Below are 18,261 nucleotides of genomic sequence, written 5' to 3'. Positions count from 1 at the left end.
ACCCTGCGCTTCCCCCCCGAGCTCCCCATCTCGAGCCGGGTGGAGGACATCACCGCGGCCATCACCGCCCATCAGGTGGTCATTGTCGCGGGGGCCACCGGCTCGGGGAAGACGACGCAGCTGCCGAAGGTCCTGCTCGCCATGGGGCGCGGCCGCCCGCGCCAGATTGGCGTCACCCAGCCCCGTCGTATCGCCGCGACGAGCGTGGCGGCGCGCGTGGCACGCGAGCTCGGCACGGAGCTGGGCACGGACGTCGGCTACCAGATTCGCTTCGAGGACCGCTCGTCCCGGCAGACAGCCGTGAAGTTCATGACCGACGGGGTCCTGCTCGCGCAGATTCACAGCGACCCGCTCCTGCGCCGCTACGACACCATCGTGCTCGACGAGGCCCACGAGCGCAGCCTCACCATCGACTTCCTGCTCGGGTGGCTCAAGCGCATCCTCCCCCGGCGCCCCGACCTCAAGGTGGTGGTGAGCTCGGCCACCATCGAGACCGAGCGCTTCTCTCAGTTCTTCGGGGGGGCTCCGGTCATCCAGGTGGAGGGCCGTACCTTTCCGGTGGACGTGCTCTACGAGCCGCCCCCCGAGGACGCCGAGCTCGCCGACGCCGTCGCCGATGCGGTGGCGAACGTGCTCTCGCTCGACCCGGACGGGGACGTCCTCGTGTTCCTCCCCGGGGAGCGGGAAATCCGCGAGGCCGAGAATGCCCTGAACGCGCGCGAGCTCCGCGGCACGGTGGTGCAGCCCCTGTATGCGCGCCTGTCGGCCTCCGAGCAGTCGCGCGTCTTCGCCACCATCCCCCAGCGCCGGGTCATCCTCGCCACCAACGTCGCGGAGACGTCGGTCACCATCCCCGGCATCGTGTACGTCGTGGACACGGGGGTGGCGCGCCTGTCGCGCTACGACCCGCGCTCGGGCACCACGCGCCTGCACATCGAGTCGGTCTCCCAGGCCAGCGCCGACCAGCGCAAGGGGCGCTGCGGCCGCGTGCGCGAGGGCATCTGCGTGCGCCTCTACGACGAGGTGGGCTTCACCACCCGGCCCGCCTTCACCGACCCGGAAATCAAGCGCACCGGGCTCGCGGGGGTCATCCTGCGGATGAAGTCCCTCGGCCTCGGTGACGTCGAGGACTTCCCCTTCCTCGACCCGCCCCAGCCGAGGGCCATCGCCGAGGGCTGGCGGGTGCTCGAGGAGCTCGGGGCCATCGAGGGCAAGGAGCGCACCTTGACGCCGCTCGGGCACCAGCTCGCGCGCTTCCCGGTGGACCCGCGCATCGCGCGGATGATTCTCGCCGGCGCCGAGTACGGGTGCCTGGACGAGGTGCTCATCGTCGCCGCGGCGCTCAACCTGCAGGACCCGCGCGAGCGGCCACGGGAGCTCGCGCAGAAAGCGGACGAGTCGCACCGGCGCTTCCGTGACGAGCACTCGGACTTCACGGGGCTCCTCAAGCTGTGGGCGTTCGTGCGCGAGGCCGAGGGCCGGGGGACGTCCCATCTGCGGCGCGTGTGCCGGGACAACTTCCTGTCCTTCCTGCGGGTGCGCGAGTGGCGGGACGTCCAGCGCCAGCTCGAGGAGACCGTCCGCGAGCTGCGCCTGCCGCGCAAGGGCCGGGGCGCCCCGGCGCGCGGGGACGCCCTGCACCAGGCGCTCCTCACCGGGCTCCTGTCCCGCATCGGCCAGTGGAATCCGGAGCAGCGCCACTACACGGGCGCGAAGCAGACGCGCTTCATGGTCCACCCCTCGTCGGCGCTCGCGAAGAAGCCCCCTGCCTGGGCGATGGCGTTCGAGCTCGTGGAGACGTCCCAGCTGTTCGCGCGCACCGTGGCGAAGCTCGACCCGGAGTGGCTCGCGGCGGCGGCCCCCCACCTGCTCAAGCGCAGCTACTCCGAACCGCACTGGTCGGAGAAGTCCGCGCGCGCCGTGGTGAAGGAGAACGCGACCCTCTTCGGGCTCCAGGTCTTCAAGGAGCGCCCCGTGGCCCTGGCCAGCATGGACCCCGCCCGGGCACGGCTGATGTTCCTCGAGCATGCCCTGGTGCGCGGCGAGTACCGCACCCGGGGGGCGTTCCAGGAAAAGAACCGCCAGGTGCTCGAGCGCGTGGCGCGCCTGCGGGACAAGGCCCGGCGCAGCGAGGTGCTCGACAGCGAGGCGCTGCTGATGTTCTTCGACCAGCGCGTCCCGGCGGACGTGACGGACGGAGCGAGCTTCGAGGTCTGGCGCCGCAAGGCCGAGGCGGCCGACCCCGACGTGCTCGTCCTCTCGATGGAGGATGCCCTCTCGCACGACCCGGGCCTGTCCCCGGCGCACTACCCGGACGCCATCACCCTGCACGGCGCGTCCGTGCCGGTGACGTACACCTTCGACCCCGCGGCCGAGGACGACGGCATCACCCTGAGCGTGCCGCTGCTGCTGCTCGCCCAGCTGGTCCCGGGAGAGCTCGACTGGACCATCCCCGGGTGGCTGCGGGAGAAACTCACCGACCTGCTCGAGCAGGTCCCCCGCGCCCAGCGCAAGCAGCTGGGGCCGGTGCCGGACCTGGTCGACCGTCTCGAGAAGGAACTGGTGCCCTTCCGCGGGCCGATGATTCCAGCGCTCGCGCGTGCGGTGTCCCGGCTGTGCGGCGTGGACCTGCCCGAGGAGTCTCTCCGGGCGGATGCCGTGGCGCCGTACCTGCGCATCACGCTCCGGGTGCTCGACGAGCGGGGAAAGGAGCTCGCGCGGAGCCGCGATACCGACGCGCTGCTCGAGCAGTACGGGGGACGTGCACGGGCGGCGCTGCGCAGCGCGGCACCGGCTTCGGACTGGGAGCGCAAGGGGCTGACGGCCTGGACCTTCGGCGAGCTACCCCCCGTGGTCACCCGGCGGGTCGGCGGGCTCGACGTCCGCAGCTACCCCGCGCTCGTCGACCGGGGCGCCGCCGTGGACCTGGTGCTGCTCGAGACCTCCGCCGCCGCCGACGCGGCCACGCGCACGGGGGTCCGCCGGCTCCTGATGCTCGCCGCGCGCGGACACGTGGCCGTCAGCGCCGCGCGCATGCCGCCGCCCTTCCCTTCCCTGGACGGCGCGCCGCCCGCGAGGGGCCAGGCCGACGCCTTCCGGGCGCTCGTCCTCGCACGCAGCGTCGACGATGCGTTCAAGCTCGCACCGGGTGCGCCGCTGCCCCGCACGAAGGCGGCCTTCGAGGCGCTGGTCCGTGAGGGCTCACCGCGCATCGAGCAGGCGGCCCGGGACTGGGCGAACGCCGTCGTTGTCATCTCCTCGGAGCTCGCCGCGACACTCGCCGCGCTCAAGGCCGCATCCAAGGGGCCGAGCGGCGCGGCGGCCGTGCGGGACATCCGCTCGCAGCTCGGGCACCTGTTCCCCGCGAACCTCATCGAGTGGATTCCCTTCGCGCGCCTGCTGAACTACCCGCGCTACCTCCTCGCGGCCCAGGCACGGCTGTCGCGTGCGGTGGCGAACCCCGGCAAGGACGCAGGGAAGGCCGCGCCCTTCACCCCCCTGTGGGAGACCTTCCTTACCAAGCGCGCCACCGTGCGTGACCAGGAGGCGGCGCAGGAGCTGCGGTGGGCCTTCGAGGAGCTCCGCGTGGCCCTCTTCGCTCCGGAGGTGACGACGCCCGTGTCGGTGACGGTGGCGAAGGTCGGCGCGGCCCTCGCGGCGCTGCGCTAGAAGCCGCCCATGCTCGAACCCTGGGATTCAGCTCGCGTGCAGGAACTGGCGGATCCGGTTCGACACCCAGGTGCGGAACTCATCCGTCGTGGGCGGGCAGTGGTTGCAGTCGCGGATGAGCTCCTTGTCGGTGAGTGAAGGGAAGAGCTCGGCCGCGCGCGCGAGGACCTTCTCTCCCGGGAAGCTGAGGTCCCGGTCCGCGCCAATGACCAGCGTCGGCGCGCTGAAGTTCTTCAGCTCGTGAGGCTTGGCGAGGACGGGCATGCGCATGTTCGTGTCGTAAGCGCGCAAGGCATCGCCCATGTACGTGCTCCAGTTGTCGTCCCAGTTGGTGAGCAGGTTCTTCAGGAACGCCTTGAGGCGGTGCTCCGACGGCGACCTCAGGTAGAGCATCATGGGGATGGCCATCCGGGTGATGCCGGCCCATGCCGGACCGTTCACCATCCCCGCCGGCACCAGCAGCGCGAGCCGGTTGATCCGCTCCGGGGCACAGGCGGCCAGGCGGATGGCGACGAAGCCACCCCAGCTGACCCCCACCACGTGGGGCTTCTGCAGCGACAGCCCGTCGAGCACGTCCCGCAGCCACAGCCCGTAATCGTTGTTCGACACCGAGGGTCGCGTGTCCGCGCTCTTCACCGACTGGCCGATGACGTCCACGGAGTAGACCCGGAAGTGCTTCAGCAGGGGGGCCATCTCGACGAGGGCGATGGCGGAGTTGGCGAGCGCGCCGTGGAGGACGACGAGACTGGGCCCCTCCTCGGGTCCGCCCACCAGCACGTGCGTGTCGCCGAAGCGCGTGCTCACCGTGCGGCTCTCCGTGGGGGCGGGGATCCGCTCGCGGAACCGGTCGAACCACTGCAGCATCGATGCCTTCGCCTCTTCACCTCTGAAGACGGACTTCATCGGGCTCTCCTTGTGGATGGCTGTTTCTCGACGGGTCGAAGCCCCTGCAGGTGCTGCCGCACGAGGTGATCAATGAGGGAAACCGGCGTGGGGTACGCGCCCTGCGCCCACGAAATTTGTCCGAAGTGAAAGAATGAGACCCAGGCAGCGGCGAGCAGCGCCGTGTTGCAGTCCTCGCGCAGCTCCCCACGCTCGATGGCCCGCGCCGCGAGCCGCGTGATCTCCACGGTCACGGAGGCGATCTGCGCGGCGAACTTCGACGCCCAGGGCTCGTCCGCGAAGAGCGACTCCTTCAGCAGGGTCCGTGAGAGCTTCGGCCGCGCCTGGTAGTAGCCGAACACCGCGGCCGTGAGCCGGGACAGCTGATTCTCCAGCGGTCCGCTGCCGAGGTTTCCCAGCGCCGCGCGCCAGGTCGCATCGAGATCGTCGAACAGCGCGGCATGAAGCAGCTCGCGCTTGTCGCCGTAGTAGTGAAGCACCGTCCCCGCGGACACGCCTGCCCGCGCGGCGATGGAGCGAAGGTTCGCGCTCTCGAAGCCGACCCGTTCGAACTCTTCACGTGCGGCGTCCAGCACCGCACGACGGGTCTCTTCCTTCTGGATGGCACGGCGGTTGGGACCGGACATTTCGTTGAACCTGTTCAATGAACACGTTTAACGAACTGCCTCCTCCTTGTCGACCGTGCGTCGGTTCGGGCGGTCAGCCCGGATAAGCTCAGAAGCTCGGAAGGGTGAGTATCTCTTCCATCCGCTTGCCCTCGCGTGCTCGAAAAGCGTGTGCCGTCGCGGGGTTGGGGCACCCATCCTCCACGGGTTCAAATCCCGTCGGGGACACTTCAATCGGGGCAGGAAGCCACTGACGCAACCGCGGTTTCCAGCTCCGGCGCTTTTCGGGTTCCTGTGCGGCTCCAGGATTTCTCCAGGCCGGGAGCTGCCCCGTCCCCCTCCTCCAACATCTGGCTGGCGCGGTGCTTCTCCCCTTTCCCAGGTGAATGGACCGCATTGTGCTGCGGAGGCTGCGGTGCCCCACCTCCATGACGCTCGAGTACGACTGGGCTCCGGGGGACCAACATGCCGTGGGCACACAACCCGGCGGCTGGTGAATGACGCTAACGCGGGTAGATGCCATCCGTCTGGGTTGGCGCCCCAAGCCGGCGACGCACAAGGGAGCGGTTAATGACCGCGTCTTCCTACGTTTCGTGCGCCAGCGACTGTGTCCCTGGCTGCAGCCCGAGATGTCGTGCTGATGGAAAACTTGGGCGCGCACAAAGTCAATGGCGTGCGCCAGGCCATTGAGGCGATGGGCGCGTGCGTGGTTTACCTGCCGGCCTACAGCCCTGACTTCAAACCTATCGAGCTGTGATGGGCCGACCTGAAGCGGCAGCTGCGCAAACTCGCCCCTCGTCCCCTTGATGAGCTGGCCCGAGCGGTGCGGCGGCTACGCGCGGGCAATCCTCTCGCGAAGCTCGCCGGTTGGTTCCGCCATTGCCTATCCTTTAATTCTCACTCTGCCGAGAGGCCTGCTGGAGACAGTTCTTGAGTGTCGAGTTCTCGAGAAGCGGAACCTGAAGACGGTAGAGCCGACTGTTGGCATCCTTATAGAGGAGATCCCCTTGACCAAGTAGGGTTTCCGCCCCGGCCTCGTCTAAAATAATACGACTATCATGGTTCTGAGGCAGCTTCAAAGCGAAACGGTGAAGAACGTTCGCCTTGATAGCCCCCTTGAGTGCATTGGCGTCTGGGCGCTGCATGCAGAGGACGAGGTGAATGCCTGCGGCCCGCGCCTTCTGCGCGAGTCGGCTAATGGCACTATCGAATGCGTCCCTATCATGCTTCTCGGTGAAGCTCGACGCCATTTCAGCATACTCGTCGAACACAGCGACAATGTACGGCTCCGCGCGTGATGGATTCTCCTTATTGTACTCGGCCAAGTTGTCGCACAGCGCATCCTCGAGAATGCCGTAGCGACGCTCCATCTCCTTCACCAGTTCGTCCGCCAGCAACTTCGCCTCTTGAGCGTCCTTTGCCATAGAGCGGTCTGCAGCCTGAGGTGTTTGAGCGAAGACGCGGAAGTCCATTGGCTTGCTGCTCGATAGACGCAGCTTGAGTGAACTGGGACTTCGATTGAGTAACAAAGTGAGAATCAGGCTTCGCAAAAACACAGTCTTGCCGCTGCCAGTAGTCCCTGCGACGAGCATGTGCGGCATGGTCGCGAGGTCGACCCATACGGCTCTGCCGGTAACATCGATGCCGGCGCAGAACCCGAGTATTAGCTCCTCCCGCGCCGCCGAGAAGGACGGATGTTGCATCAACTCGTCAAAGCTGACTGCATAGGTAAGCCCTTGAATCGGCAGATCAAGACCAATCGCATGCCGCTCCGGAACGTTTGTAATATGGATATCCGACGTAGCAGTTCCAACCACACGCGCAACATCCTCGCTAATGCGGCGAACGGCATTAATTGACTCACCTGCCGCGAGCCGAACGTGTGCACGCAACAACCTCGGCCCACGGTCGGTCTCACGTGCAGATGGAGAAGATGCGAGTTGCACTCGGTGACCTACCAGCGCACGCTCAAGGCGAGCAATTGTAGAGACCACGGTCTCGTCAGGATAGGGAGCGACCTTTACAGGGAGTTCGATAGCTTCTTTGAGATTAGTCCTTCTATTCACGGAACCCGCCGTCGCCTCGCGGGGCGAGGGGACGAGTTGCCCCTGTGGCGAATGTTCGTGGACAGACAGCACCAACTCGACTTGCTCTGGCCGTGCCAATGCCGGGAACGACAAATTCTCCACATCGGGAGGAAGCGAGTTCGAAGATGAAAGCGTGGCCTCTGCAAGCGATTCAGCCGCGGATGCAGACTGAACACTCACGGAGCTACCAACCAAATGGCGACGCGAGGCCCCCGTCACCGTTTCGGCTGATGTATAATGGCCAAGACGCGGCAGAGTCGACTTGGGAACAGCTGTGAGTGTCGGGCTATCTGCGAGTTCAAATGCAAGCCACTCAACGAGCTTGCGCGGAACGGTGATTACCCGCACGCCCTCTTGGACCTCCGCCCGTACCTCTTCATCAATCGATGGCCCGGTGTGCAACAGAAACGCATCTCCCGCCAAATGCTGCCCGTCAACTCCGATTGTGTAATCAACCGAGTAGTTTCCAGTCGCGAGGTTGGCGGACAGCGCGGGTACGTCCAAAAACTCGTACACGCTTGGATCCATGACGCCCATGGCGACAGCTTGCTCGACTTGGGCTTTAATGAGGAGCGACAGTTGCTTGTGCCGAAACTCAGCATCTAGAGGCTTCTGATCGCCTGACAACCGCTCTTGTAGCAACTGCTGGGTGTTGCGGACTTGGCCGACTGCCTTCTCTTTGGCGCCTAGCGCACCTTTTCCAAACTTAACTTCAATGACACGTCCGAAGAGACGCGAGGGGGCGCCCTTGTTCGTGGGAGTGAGGTATAGGACGAGGAGGTCATCGCACCAACGCGCCGCCTCCTTGTTCTCACTGTCTTCGACCTCGTTCGTGTAGCGGTAGACAAGCCCTCCTTTGCGACTGAGTCCGGCGGCGGGCGTCGCACGAAGCAAGTCTTCAAGGCTCACATACACCGGCACAACAGGCCCGGCGTTCGTCTCAATCACTGCCTTTCCGCGGGCCCCTTGCTCCATCCGGCGCAGCCAGCGGTACGCAAGTGTCGCCCCAACGTTGCCCTTGAGCCGCATGCTAGTGCGCGTGTCGGCGATGCTGCCAAGGAGGAAGTCGAGTGCCCAAGACCCGGAGAGCACGTTGATGTCGTCAAGGATAGCATTGGCGGCGCGACGTGCTTCTGCAGCCCGACCGGCCACGTCGAGGTCCGCCGTCGTGAGAATCTCACCTAACTGATCACGATAAGGAAGTGCATTCCGAGTGACTGTAATAGTATCGTAGCCAGGGCTTTCAGGGACTTCCTGGTCACTATACTCTATAATTGTGGGAGCCTCTTCGAGGCTGCCGCGGCGGAATACTTCCAGCGACAGTTCCCGATCGAGATGCACAACCCAATCGCTGTGTTGGTAGGTACTGGAGAGGTCCCGCATATTTGGCAGCGAGCATTCCCAGTAGATGCCCTTGTCTCGGGACAAATCACTATCTCGGCAACCTCGCTGAAGGGCAAGGAGCCTTGCGAGAGCTCCGCGGAGACCAACCGCATCTGCGTCCACCCACAGTCCGCGTTGGCTGTGTAGTCGGTTGTCGGCACCGGCAGGCAGCGTGCGACGCAAAGCCGTAGTCAATAGTCCTTCACCAAATGCACCGTCCCACCACTCGTTAAGCTGGCCAGTCTTCCCGGATTGCCGCCGTGCGTCGACGAGACCATGTACGAAGCACAAGTGCACTGCGTCTAGGTGTGATTGTGGTCCAACTGTCCCACAAAAGCGGTAGCGAAGGCGCGCCATCAGCGCCTGGCGGATGACATCCTCGTCAGCTGCACCTACTTGCTCGTGGAAGAAGCGCTCGAATGCCGCTCCATGGTTCGAATCACTCCCGGTCGCGAAGAAGAAGACATCGATCGCAGGAATATGCTCCATCGGGAGTTCGCGGATCCGGTCCGCATGCTCGCGCATTGTATTTCGCAGCCACAGTTCAAGCCCTTCCAAAAGATGCTTTCCATCGCCTGCGTTGACAAAGCCGATGCGCAGTGCTCGTCGTTCATCGCGAAGATGTGGGTGCATACGTAGGTAGCGCGCCACCTTGTTCGCCACGACGCGGCTCACGTAGTCGAGGGGCTTACGATGTACATGCTGCGATTCGGGCAGGTACTCGAAATGAAAAGCAGCACTATCTGTCAGAAGGAGGCGCGCATCTCCGTTTTGCCAGAGATACCAATCATCGAGGACAATGCGCGGTACCAGTTGCTCTATCTCTTCCCTAGATAGTTCGAAACGCCACCCCAGCACACCGCCTCGAGTTTCCTTCGCTGTCTGGATGTTGTGCTCGAACTTCTCCTGAAACTTCAGAATCGCGGCAAGCAACCAAGGATGAGTGGGAAGGACCACCAAGCGTTGTAAGCGTCCTTCCGCGTCAAGCACCCGCAGAGTATCCGTTTGGAGGAGAGCGTCGTGTGCACCCCCATAGCGCAAAGCACCTGCGTGCAGCAGGTCATCCACCGTGTCATTCCAAGCAGCGAGGTAGGCTTCAACTTCGCGGCGCGCGCGGGCAAGAGGGAGCAACGTGATAGCTACAGCAGCTTCATCTACACCGCGGCGGAATCGAGGAAAGCGCTCTTCGGCGAGAGTCTTGAGCGCAGTTCGCACGTGCGTGCGTGCGTCTCGGAACCGCTGAACTGCTGCATGGTCAAGTTCCGTTGGTTCCACCGAGGGTTGCCACTGGATTCCTAGGCGTTCAACCCCCGATTCAGTAGGCGTGCGAAGGAGGCGAGCTACCGCCCGCTCATAGAGGAATGGCTCTGAAGCCGTTCTCGCAGGCCAAATCTCTCGCGCCACGCCTTCCGCAAGGTCGACCTTAAATCGTGTTGCCACTTCGTTTACTTCAGTAACTGCATCTTGATAGGGGCTGGCTTTGCGCAATACGGCAGTAGTACGATGACCAAGACGCACAGTACTACAGGCAAACTCAAGAAGTTCCTCGTATGAGAATTGTCCTTCCTCAGGCTCATCGAGTTCCTCGGCAGGCCGCTCCTTGACCACTCTTGGCATGAGGGGACTGCCTTCAAGAAGAACCAAATGAATAGGCCGATCCTCCAACTCTCGTGTGGCATCGGCGAGCTCAACATCTCCAACGCGTATCGGGTCAGATCCTACCGTCGTGTAGCGGTGAAAGGCGTACTGGCCTTCTGCAATCCACGCTTGGTCTTCGAGGCTCGCTTGGCGCCCTTCCTCAGCAACTACTTCAGCGGCGTCGCTGCCATAGATTACGACCATCAATGCATCAATTGGATGTCGCAAGGTTCTCGGCCCCCGCGTCAGGGCCAATCGTACGACAGCAAAGCCGTCTCTGGGCGGCGGCAGGAGTGAGAACTCGACTTCTTCCGCACCGTCATCAACGGAGATTTGACGCGGGTCAAGCCGACCTCTCGCTGCGTCCCAAACGATGACTTGAGCCCGCTCCTTGCGGCTATTAAAGGGCCGGCCAAGCCGCATGCGCACAGTGAAGGACTGGAGGGAAGATACAGCGAGAAGGCAGTCGTCTGAGTGCCCGAGAACATGATGGTGGGCAGCACCAGAGACCCCAAGCGTACTCCGATTGAAGGTGTTCTTTTGCCGACGCTGCCTCCTGAGCTCCATTCCTGAGAACGTTCCGATATCGAGGTCCCGAATTCCCTCCCGCCCTCCTTTAGCGATGCGCTGTGCCTTGTCCGGTTGATCCTCAAAGACCTCAGCAAGGACGTGCTCGGGGTCGACAATAGGGTTGTCGAACGCCTCATTGAGGAACTCGCACAAGAGCGCGTTATCGTAGAGGCGCCCCTCACCTCGTTGGCGCCGTCGCTGGTCCTTATCCTCAAGTATTCGTACCGGCTCGCCATCAGCGAAATCCGGCGTAGGGTCTGCCAGAAAGCACCCGAGCATTGGGAGCCGGCGGCCCTGCTCTTCTGGAGGCATGTCCGCAACGGTCTGCACGTACGTCTCAAAGTTTTCCACAACGCGAGTCCAGCGGGCCTGGGCTGATTGGTGTTTCCGATACACCTCGGCCACCTTGTGCAGCGGTGACTCCGGTGGTGCACCAGACTGATCAGCTACGGCCGCTAGAATCTGATCGAGCGTGAGAAGCGCCTTGTCCGCCAGTAGATCCTGCGCACTCTTCTGTGTCTCATTACCTGCTGTCGTTACGACAACAAGTAACCTTGGAATCAGGGCGTCCACAGCGTAATGATCGCGGAGGCAACTCGCGAATCCCTCGCTCCCACGGTTGAGTCGAGTGCTGGGCGGCGCCTCAAGCCCTCCGGTAGCTTGCACAAAATAGGGGATAACCTGATAGACTCCCTGGTCAATGGCGGCAAGTTGCACCTTGCGCTCACTGCCCCCTCCCTCCTCGGGGATGTGAACGTCAATCTGAACTTGCGCCTTTTGCAGAAGTGCCGAGAAGAGCACCTCTCCAACGTCGTCCGGCAGATAATCAATGATGTGACGGTTCGAGGAGCGGAAACCCTGATCCATCAGCCGCTTGAGAACAAGTTCGGCACACAGATCACCGAGCGAAACGGGCATGCAATTATGGTTCGTCATAATCAAGCGGCCCTTGCCGTCATCAAGTTGCGCACGTAGGCGGCCTCACCCGCATCACTAAACCGCTCGTAGACGCCCAGCGATCGCAGGTGCGTGAGGAGCCGCTCGCGTTCGTCAGCATCAAAGCGCAGCCCATATCGCTCAAGGCGAATCCACAGATTCTCTACAGGCACTTTCTCTCGGCCAGCTCCGACAGATAGGAGGAGAATAAGTGGGAGGAGCCCTACTCCAATCTCAAAGAATGCGCCGACACGCTGGCGTCCTTGAACGAGGCCATATTGGCCCTGCTGTAGCAAACTTGAGGTGACCTGAATTCCTTGTCGGTACGCGCGGCTGCCTGTTGCATTGCGGCTTGTCTGTATATTATACATTTCGTACATGCGACGCAGGGCATGCAAGGGACTGGCCGCCTTTTCCAGTTCTTCGAAGGCGCGCTCTCGGCTGGTATCGGCAATTTGGGTTCGCGCAAACCGCACCGCTAGCACTGTAAGCGCTTTGTGGAGGAACGCTGAGAACTGGGGCTCTTGCCTCATGTGAGTGAGAAGCTGCCGTGGGCCTTGCGTTGCTGCCTGTAGCTTCGCAGCTACCTCAGCAGTGAGTTCTCCCGCTCGCCACGCTGACGTTTGTTCCCACTGATGCGTGAAATACGCCTCGGCAAGCCGTCGTAATTGGACGAGCAACAGAACGTGAAAGTGAAATACGGCAAGCGAGGTGTCGAGTTCCTCGAAGCTTACCCGAGCCGGAGTGCGCAACGTGACGGTACGTAGCTCTGGGTCTGGGGCTCGGCAATGCAGCGACCCTGTGAAGGGGTGGCGGCGGTCATGAGCTCTTGCCATCTCCTCAAGATCGCGCAAGTTCCGCGGATCTGGGTCAACCATCTCTCGGTAGAGACATTCCATTTGTGGATTCAAGAGACTTGCGACACGCGGCTGGTATAATCCGAGGTGCAGAATGAGCAGGAGATTAAGCTGCTGGAAGAAGTCTGCAGGGGCAAGGGCCGCTTGAATAAGGGTTCGCACGTCCTCACGGAAAAGGCGCGAGGCTTCTCGGTCGAAGGGAATTTCCGGCAACTTTGCCGTCTCTGGCAACTCAAACGTGGGCTCGCTAGCAGGGTCCCACCCTGGCTGCACTTTTTCGAGCACAATACGTTGAGCCAAATCGAGATCTGCGAGTGGGCGACGCAGCTGCTCGACCAGATCTCGTACAAGCTCAATATCGAGCAAGCCGTCGTCCTTACGGCACAGAAGCAACAAAGACCGCTCAGTGAACCCCTTCGAGTCGTTCTCTCCCTTGCTTGCGGCTTTTACCGCGAGCACATGGAACGCAAGCGTTATCTTCTTTTTAAGAGTTTCAGCGCGAAATAGGTCCTCAAGTGGGCGTAGCTCCCCGGCGAGAACTTCCTCCATAGAGGCGTGCGTCACGTGGCTTGTGGTGAGCGCGAACAGGAGCCGGAACGGCGTTCGTTCTGGGGCATCGGCATTGACTGAATCAGGTACGATATCCGGTAAAACTCGACGCTGCCAATCACGAAAGCGTGTCGCTCCGCGCCCGTTGGGAATGGGCAGCTCGACCTCGATACCCTCGATATCCAGCGTGTCGCGAGTTCCAAGATCAGTGAGTTCGCGAACATGTGCGAGCCATTTTGAGTCAATCGGCATGCGATTCCTTAGCGAGTCGACTTGAGGTGTGGCTGCCCAAAGTCGTCGATGTGCAAACGTGATAGGGAATGAGCATCTGCGTCCCATACGTACAGATCCTTGGCGCGTCGTGCTTGAGCAAGCTCGTTACCAACGCGCTCGCCGATATACAGCAGTGCTTGGTGCTGTGTGAGATCGCGCATCGACGGCTTTTGCCCGGCGGATACGCGCCGCAAGAACCCATATAGAGAAAGGTCGACAGTGAGGCGCACCCCGAGCAGCGTCAGCGTGACCTGGTTGGGACGGTAGCCGAGCGCGGTCAGCAGCGCTGGGCGTCCTACATGAGCCTCAATGTGTACGTCTGGAGCAACGATCTTCTGGATATTGAAAATATCGTCGAGGGCTGCGCTGTCTGCGCGCACGAGGAGCTCATTGCGTGCGCGCACGTTAGGCTGACTGACCTGAAGATACGCAGCGCCGTCCACAGTGCGGCCGTTTCCAAGGAGAAATACCTGTTGCACAAGCTCCCGCAACTCACGCAGGCGTGTGCGGGCATCTTCTGGAAGTTGGCTCGGAGTGCGCGCAATATGGCTAAAGTCGTTGTAGGACCGCAGCAATTTCGAGAAGTCTTCAGCTCCTTCCTGAGCGAACCATGCTTGGAAGGCCTCCTCGTCAAACATCACTTGTCGGCGGACAGCAGCGTCCCGACGGCCGCCCTTGAAGGAGCCGTCGCGGGGAAGCATAGCGGTGAGCGCATCGAGGGAAAGTCCTGCGAGTGTCTGCCCATCCCCCCCCAACTTGCGAATTGTCTCAGGATTATTATCTAGCTCGGTCTTGATCGAAAGGCGCGTGTGTAAATGGTCAATGGCCGGGGCACTGCTAAATGCAGGGTCATGACGAGAAAGTGCTTGCCACACAGCCCCTGCGGCCTGCTGGCGGAAGAGCGTTTCCGTAAACTGACCAGATAGCAGCCATTCGCCGTTGCCTTTTGCTGCCTGCGTGCGGACTACATCACACGGACCTTCGCCAAGCGCTCGCGTCGGCAGATCGTAGCGCTCGGTTCCGCCCGTTACGAGTCGATACATAAAACCCCACAGATTGCGGGGGCTGAGGTGTACGTCTGTGTCAAGGCCAATTCGCTGTAGCGTCCGCACTAGCGCTTTGCGTGCGACGGGTAACTTTAATGCCCGGAGGTTGAAGGCCACCGGGCAGAGTTGGAAAGCCGGGCACGCTTGACATTCGCCCCACTTGGGACTTGGAATGCCCTCGGGATGCTCAGGGTCAAGTCGGTCAAGCATTCGCTCTGCGAAGCTCAGTTTGACCCCATCTGTCGAGGCGAGTAGATCGCGAAGGTCGAGGTTGATGACCTCCACTCGCCAAGCTGGTTTTGGCTCTCCCGCAGCAGCACGGCGGAGCCCAAGCTGGCGCTGGAGTTCGCGGTAAAGCCCTAAGAAGCGAGCGCCGGTCTGCTCGAAGAAGCGAATTACCATGCCAGTGTTCATCGCTATCAGGTGCACGCGATCATCATGTGCCTGTGTTTCGTCCGCGAAGGGGGCGAAGAACGTGCTGAGGCGGTCCGCTTGACTGGCATCAGGAGCAAGTGCGTGAGTGGCGTCCGCGATTGCGCGAATGCGTTTGAGTAGCTCGGGCTCCTTGCTCAGTCGCATTCTGAGGATTCGGAAGAGAAGATGACTCTTACCGTCCCCCGCATTCCCAGCGAGGACGAAGAGAGTAGGACGCCTCTTCGGAGGTGAAGCAGCTTGGCGCAATTCGTCAAGCAGCCAATCCTCTAGCGCATCATCCACATGCATGCGCGTGCGCAAATAATTTTGCAACGCCTGCTCGGCAACCTTACCGCTCGTATCAGTCACAACTGCCGCAAGTCCGCTTGGCCTTAGCTCGGATAAAAGGCTAATCATGTCGAGTGGCGCGAGAGGATCGTTCCCAGAGGGTGCGACCGAGTGCTGATCCTCTAGAGAGCGCACTGCCTTGAGCAGCGCCGCAGCAGAAGGAAGGCGAAGGCTGACGTCGGTCACCAACCCGGTAAGGAGCTGCCGAAGTGCGGCAGCAAAACTGTCGGGCCACTCGGCTGTCACTGCAGTAGGCCAACGCAGCTGAGCGCGTCCTTCCACCTTAACGGTATCGGTGTACGGGTCGAACTTGCGGCGATGCACAACCTCCCATAACAGCACCCCAACGCTGTAGAGATCAGCCCGCGTATCGTAGACGCCGCCCTCTATCACTTCGGGCGCAATGTAGCCGGGTGTTCCTACATGCTGCGTCTTGGTAGAGGCACTGTCCTCTCGAGCCACGTTGAAATCGAAGAGGCGCAACCCGCGGCTTGTCCGCATCACGTTGTCCGGCTTGATGTCACGGTGGACAAGCCGCGTTTGGCCTCTCTCTAGCTGGGCAAGGGCCTCGGCCAGTTGCTGCGCAATAAGCCGAACTTCGCTGAGTATCTGCTCTGCGGAGGGCTGTGGTCCTTGCACCCAGACGCTGTCAAACCACTGCCGGAGCGTGATTCCGTCCAGGTACTCAAGCTCGATGAGGGAGGAGCGGTACGGGTCGTCAGCCGTCAATGGCTCCGGGCCTGAATGAATTCGGACGAGCCGATAGGTACCCCCACCCATATGGGATACAAGTTGGTCCTCCTGCTCCTGGAGTCGGTGCAGCAGTCGCGCCTCTTCGGCGAGGTAGGTCTTCCACTTGGGGCTTTGTGTAACCTTGATTGCGACGCGCCGAACCTCGTCTGCGGCAGCATCTGCCGTATCTGGCAGCCTGCGAGCGAGGAACACCTGCCCACCTGAGCCTACCCCGATAGGCTCGCCGTCAGTTTGGTAGCGGTAACTTCGCCCTTGCTTGTCCGTCGCGACAATCTGCGTGCTTCCCTGTTGGCTCACGGACACATCTTAGACGATGAAGGCCTCAATCTCGCAATCCAGCCCTACACAAGACCGAGCACAAAAAGCTGCAAACGTGGCGTGCCAGCTCACCGCTCTGCTCTCGGTCAATCGTGACCCGCTTGTCGTGGCCGTCTGGTACGCCGCGTACCCGTCTACTGAAGTTGCCCCGGTTCCGCGGGTCAACTCCACACTCCCAAGCCCCATCACGACGCCGGAGAGAGCGTGAGGTTCTCGATGCTGGCGCTACGCGGGCCGTCCGTGGCGCCGAGACGCAGCCGGTCGGCGGTGGGTTGGGGCTGCAGCACCCGGCTGGAGGCGAACGGGCAGTCGAAGTCCTCACCCTGCTTCGCCAATGAAGCCTCCAGGGTGACGTAGGGACCGCTGTCCTTCTTCTGGCGCAGGGCCACCCGGTAGCTCTGACCTGGCCGCAGCTTGATGGAGATGGCGCCGACGTCGCTCTCTCCGTTGCTCAGCTGCAGCTCGCCGCTGCGGCGAAGCACGAGGCTGACCCGCACGGTGTCGCCCCGGGTGAAGGACATGAGGCGCGTGTCCGAGGAGGGCAGCGCCTCCATGCGCAGGTCGAACGCGACGGAGAACTCATCGGAGGCGGGGAAGCGATTCTCCAGGAAGTCAGCGGAGGCGTCCTGGCGCCGCCCGTCCACTTCGAACCCGACGCGCATCGCCTCCATGCCAGAGATGGGCTCCATCGTCCCCGCGAGGGGGATACCGCGAGCCCCTGGCCCGGGAGCGCGCGGGGAGCGCGTCCGCAGCGAGCCTCCCGTTTCCGATGGAGGCCGCGCCTCGGAATAGCGCAGCAGCGCCTCGATGAAGTAGTTGTCGCCGAAGCTCAACCCGGTGTCGTAGTGCCCATTGGGCTTGTTGTCCGTCCCGTGCAGCAGGATGGCCCGGGAGGACTTGCCCCTGGCGAGGTACGCGGGCGAGGAGAGCGAGGAGAGGATGCCCCTGGCGGCATTCCAATACCTCATGCCGTGCTGACTGGCATCGGGCTCCAGCTGGCTCAACTCGACCAGGGCCGACGCGGCGATCGCCGCGGCCGAGCTGTCGCGTGGCTCATCGGGAGTTCGGGGGGCCTCGAGATACCAGTAGGGAATCTGGTCCTCCGGGAGATGGGCGAGGAAGTAGTCCGCGATGTCGCGCGCCGTCTGGAGGAAGCGAGGGTCGCCCGTCTCCCGGTACGCCACCGTGAAGCCGTAGAGCGCCCAGGCCTGCCCGCGCGACCACGTCGTCTCCCACGTGCAGCTCTTCTCCTTGCCCTGCTCCTTGACCTCTCCGGTCGCCGGGTCGAAGTTGATGACGTGGCGGGTGCGGCCATTGCCTTGCACATGGCTGTGCATGGCCGTCAGCGAGTGTTGATAGGCCATGTCGTACCACTCGGGCCTGCCGCCATTCCTGGCGCCCCAGAACAGAATCTCCATGGTCCGCATGTTCTCGATGATGACCCGGAAGTCGACTGCGTCGTCGGGCTCCCCTCGCGACCGGAGGAGGCCCATCCTCGCGTTGTACCGGTGGGAGTAGGACTCGGCCGCGGTCAGGACAATCTCGCGATAGGTCTCGTCCCCGGTCAGCCGGTAGCCATTGCCGAAGCTGGCGAGCATCTGCGCGCCCACGTCCTGGTCCTCGGTGTCGAACTTCTGCGGTTCGATCCGGGCCTGCCAGCGCTCGGCCCGTGCCTTCCAGTGGGGCTCCCCGGTGTACTGGTACATGAGCCAGAAGCTCGCGGGGAGCGAGCCGCTCGACCAATAGCTGGGCTCCCGGGTGGCCCAGGTCCCGTCCGGCGTGGTGGAGGTCGGGTAGGCCGTGGACGGCAGTGCGTTCGCGGTCGCGTCGAGCTGCTGGGCCACGAACTGGAGGGTGCTCGGGAGGGTGGCTCTGAGCGGGTCCGTGGCCAAGGGCGGGGAAGTCCTCGGGG

General features: G+C 62.8%; 10 protein-coding genes. 4 read left to right on the top strand and 6 right to left on the bottom strand.

Going from position 1 to position 18,261, the window contains the following annotated elements:
* The coding region (hrpA, locus tag HG543_RS38000) for an ATP-dependent RNA helicase HrpA (protein ID WP_246357579.1) at positions 1-3,669 on the top strand (3,669 nt) is incomplete at its 5' end.
* 27 nt (positions 3,670-3,696) lie between these two features.
* Here the strand turns inward: hrpA and HG543_RS37995 are convergent.
* Both HG543_RS37995 and HG543_RS37990 read right to left on the bottom strand, forming a co-directional pair.
* Positions 3,697-4,572 carry an alpha/beta fold hydrolase gene (locus HG543_RS37995; protein ID WP_169349824.1) on the bottom strand — a complete coding sequence of 292 codons (876 nt, stop codon included), beginning with the start codon at positions 4,570-4,572 and terminating at the stop codon, positions 3,697-3,699.
* Positions 4,569-5,198 (bottom strand): TetR/AcrR family transcriptional regulator, encoded by a 630-nt coding sequence (locus tag HG543_RS37990; RefSeq protein ID WP_169349823.1) that lies wholly within the window; start codon positions 5,196-5,198, stop codon positions 4,569-4,571. The genes HG543_RS37995 and HG543_RS37990 overlap by 4 nt, the downstream gene beginning before the upstream one ends.
* A 613-nt stretch (positions 5,199-5,811) precedes the next feature.
* On the opposite strand from HG543_RS37990, the gene HG543_RS37985 reads away from it, so the two are divergent.
* Positions 5,812-5,934: a transposase gene (locus tag HG543_RS37985; RefSeq protein ID WP_169349822.1), complete on the top strand. Its 123-nt coding sequence runs from the start codon at positions 5,812-5,814 to the stop codon at positions 5,932-5,934.
* A gap of 133 nt (positions 5,935-6,067) precedes the next feature.
* On the opposite strand, the gene HG543_RS57195 is transcribed toward HG543_RS37985, so the two are convergent.
* Positions 6,068-6,880, bottom strand: a complete 813-nt coding sequence (locus HG543_RS57195; RefSeq protein WP_371876526.1) for an FtsK/SpoIIIE domain-containing protein — start codon at positions 6,878-6,880, stop codon at positions 6,068-6,070.
* 2,817 nt (positions 6,881-9,697) lie between these two features.
* On the opposite strand from HG543_RS57195, the gene HG543_RS57190 reads away from it, so the two are divergent.
* Both HG543_RS57190 and HG543_RS57185 read left to right on the top strand, forming a co-directional pair.
* Positions 9,698-9,946 (top strand): hypothetical protein, encoded by a 249-nt coding sequence (locus HG543_RS57190; RefSeq protein WP_371876525.1) that lies wholly within the window; start codon positions 9,698-9,700, stop codon positions 9,944-9,946.
* 1,488 nt (positions 9,947-11,434) lie between these two features.
* The gene (locus tag HG543_RS57185) at positions 11,435-11,830 is read left to right on the top strand and encodes a hypothetical protein (protein ID WP_371876524.1); all 396 of its coding nucleotides are present in this window, start codon (positions 11,435-11,437) and stop codon (positions 11,828-11,830) included.
* Here HG543_RS57185 and dptG read toward each other — a convergent pair.
* The 3 genes from dptG to HG543_RS37965 all read right to left on the bottom strand — a co-directional run.
* Positions 11,794-13,449 carry a DNA phosphorothioation-dependent restriction protein DptG gene (gene dptG, locus HG543_RS37975; RefSeq protein WP_169349820.1) on the bottom strand — a complete coding sequence of 552 codons (1,656 nt, stop codon included), beginning with the start codon at positions 13,447-13,449 and terminating at the stop codon, positions 11,794-11,796. The two genes, HG543_RS57185 and dptG, sit on opposite strands and share 37 nt — an antisense overlap.
* Positions 13,450-13,457: 8 nt before the next feature.
* Positions 13,458-16,328 carry a protein kinase domain-containing protein gene (locus HG543_RS37970; RefSeq protein ID WP_169349819.1) on the bottom strand — a complete coding sequence of 957 codons (2,871 nt, stop codon included), beginning with the start codon at positions 16,326-16,328 and terminating at the stop codon, positions 13,458-13,460.
* A 206-nt stretch (positions 16,329-16,534) separates the two neighbouring features.
* Positions 16,535-18,261, bottom strand: a 1,727-nt coding sequence (locus HG543_RS37965; protein ID WP_211194424.1) for a glycoside hydrolase family protein, incomplete at its 5' end; no start/stop codon positions are given.

Source organism: Pyxidicoccus fallax, from assembly GCF_012933655.1.
In the GTDB taxonomy this organism is placed as follows: Bacteria; Myxococcota; Myxococcia; order Myxococcales; family Myxococcaceae; genus Myxococcus; species Myxococcus fallax.
The sequence above is the reverse complement of the archived record's forward strand: the minus strand, read 5'-3'. Positions and strand labels throughout refer to the sequence as shown.

Bases quoted from the DNA above. Each gene is read 5' to 3' on its own strand.
- HG543_RS57195 (WP_371876526.1), bottom strand. From the start codon at position 6,880: ATGCAACATCCGTCCTTCTCGGCGGCGCGGGAGGAGCTAATACTCGGG.
- dptG (WP_169349820.1), bottom strand. From the start codon at position 13,449: ATGCCGATTGACTCAAAATGGCTCGCACATGTTCGCGAACTCACTGAT.
- HG543_RS37990 (WP_169349823.1), bottom strand. From the start codon at position 5,198: ATGTCCGGTCCCAACCGCCGTGCCATCCAGAAGGAAGAGACCCGTCGT.
- HG543_RS37995 (WP_169349824.1), bottom strand. From the start codon at position 4,572: ATGAAGTCCGTCTTCAGAGGTGAAGAGGCGAAGGCATCGATGCTGCAG.
- HG543_RS57185 (WP_371876524.1), top strand. From the start codon at position 11,435: ATGATCGCGGAGGCAACTCGCGAATCCCTCGCTCCCACGGTTGAGTCG.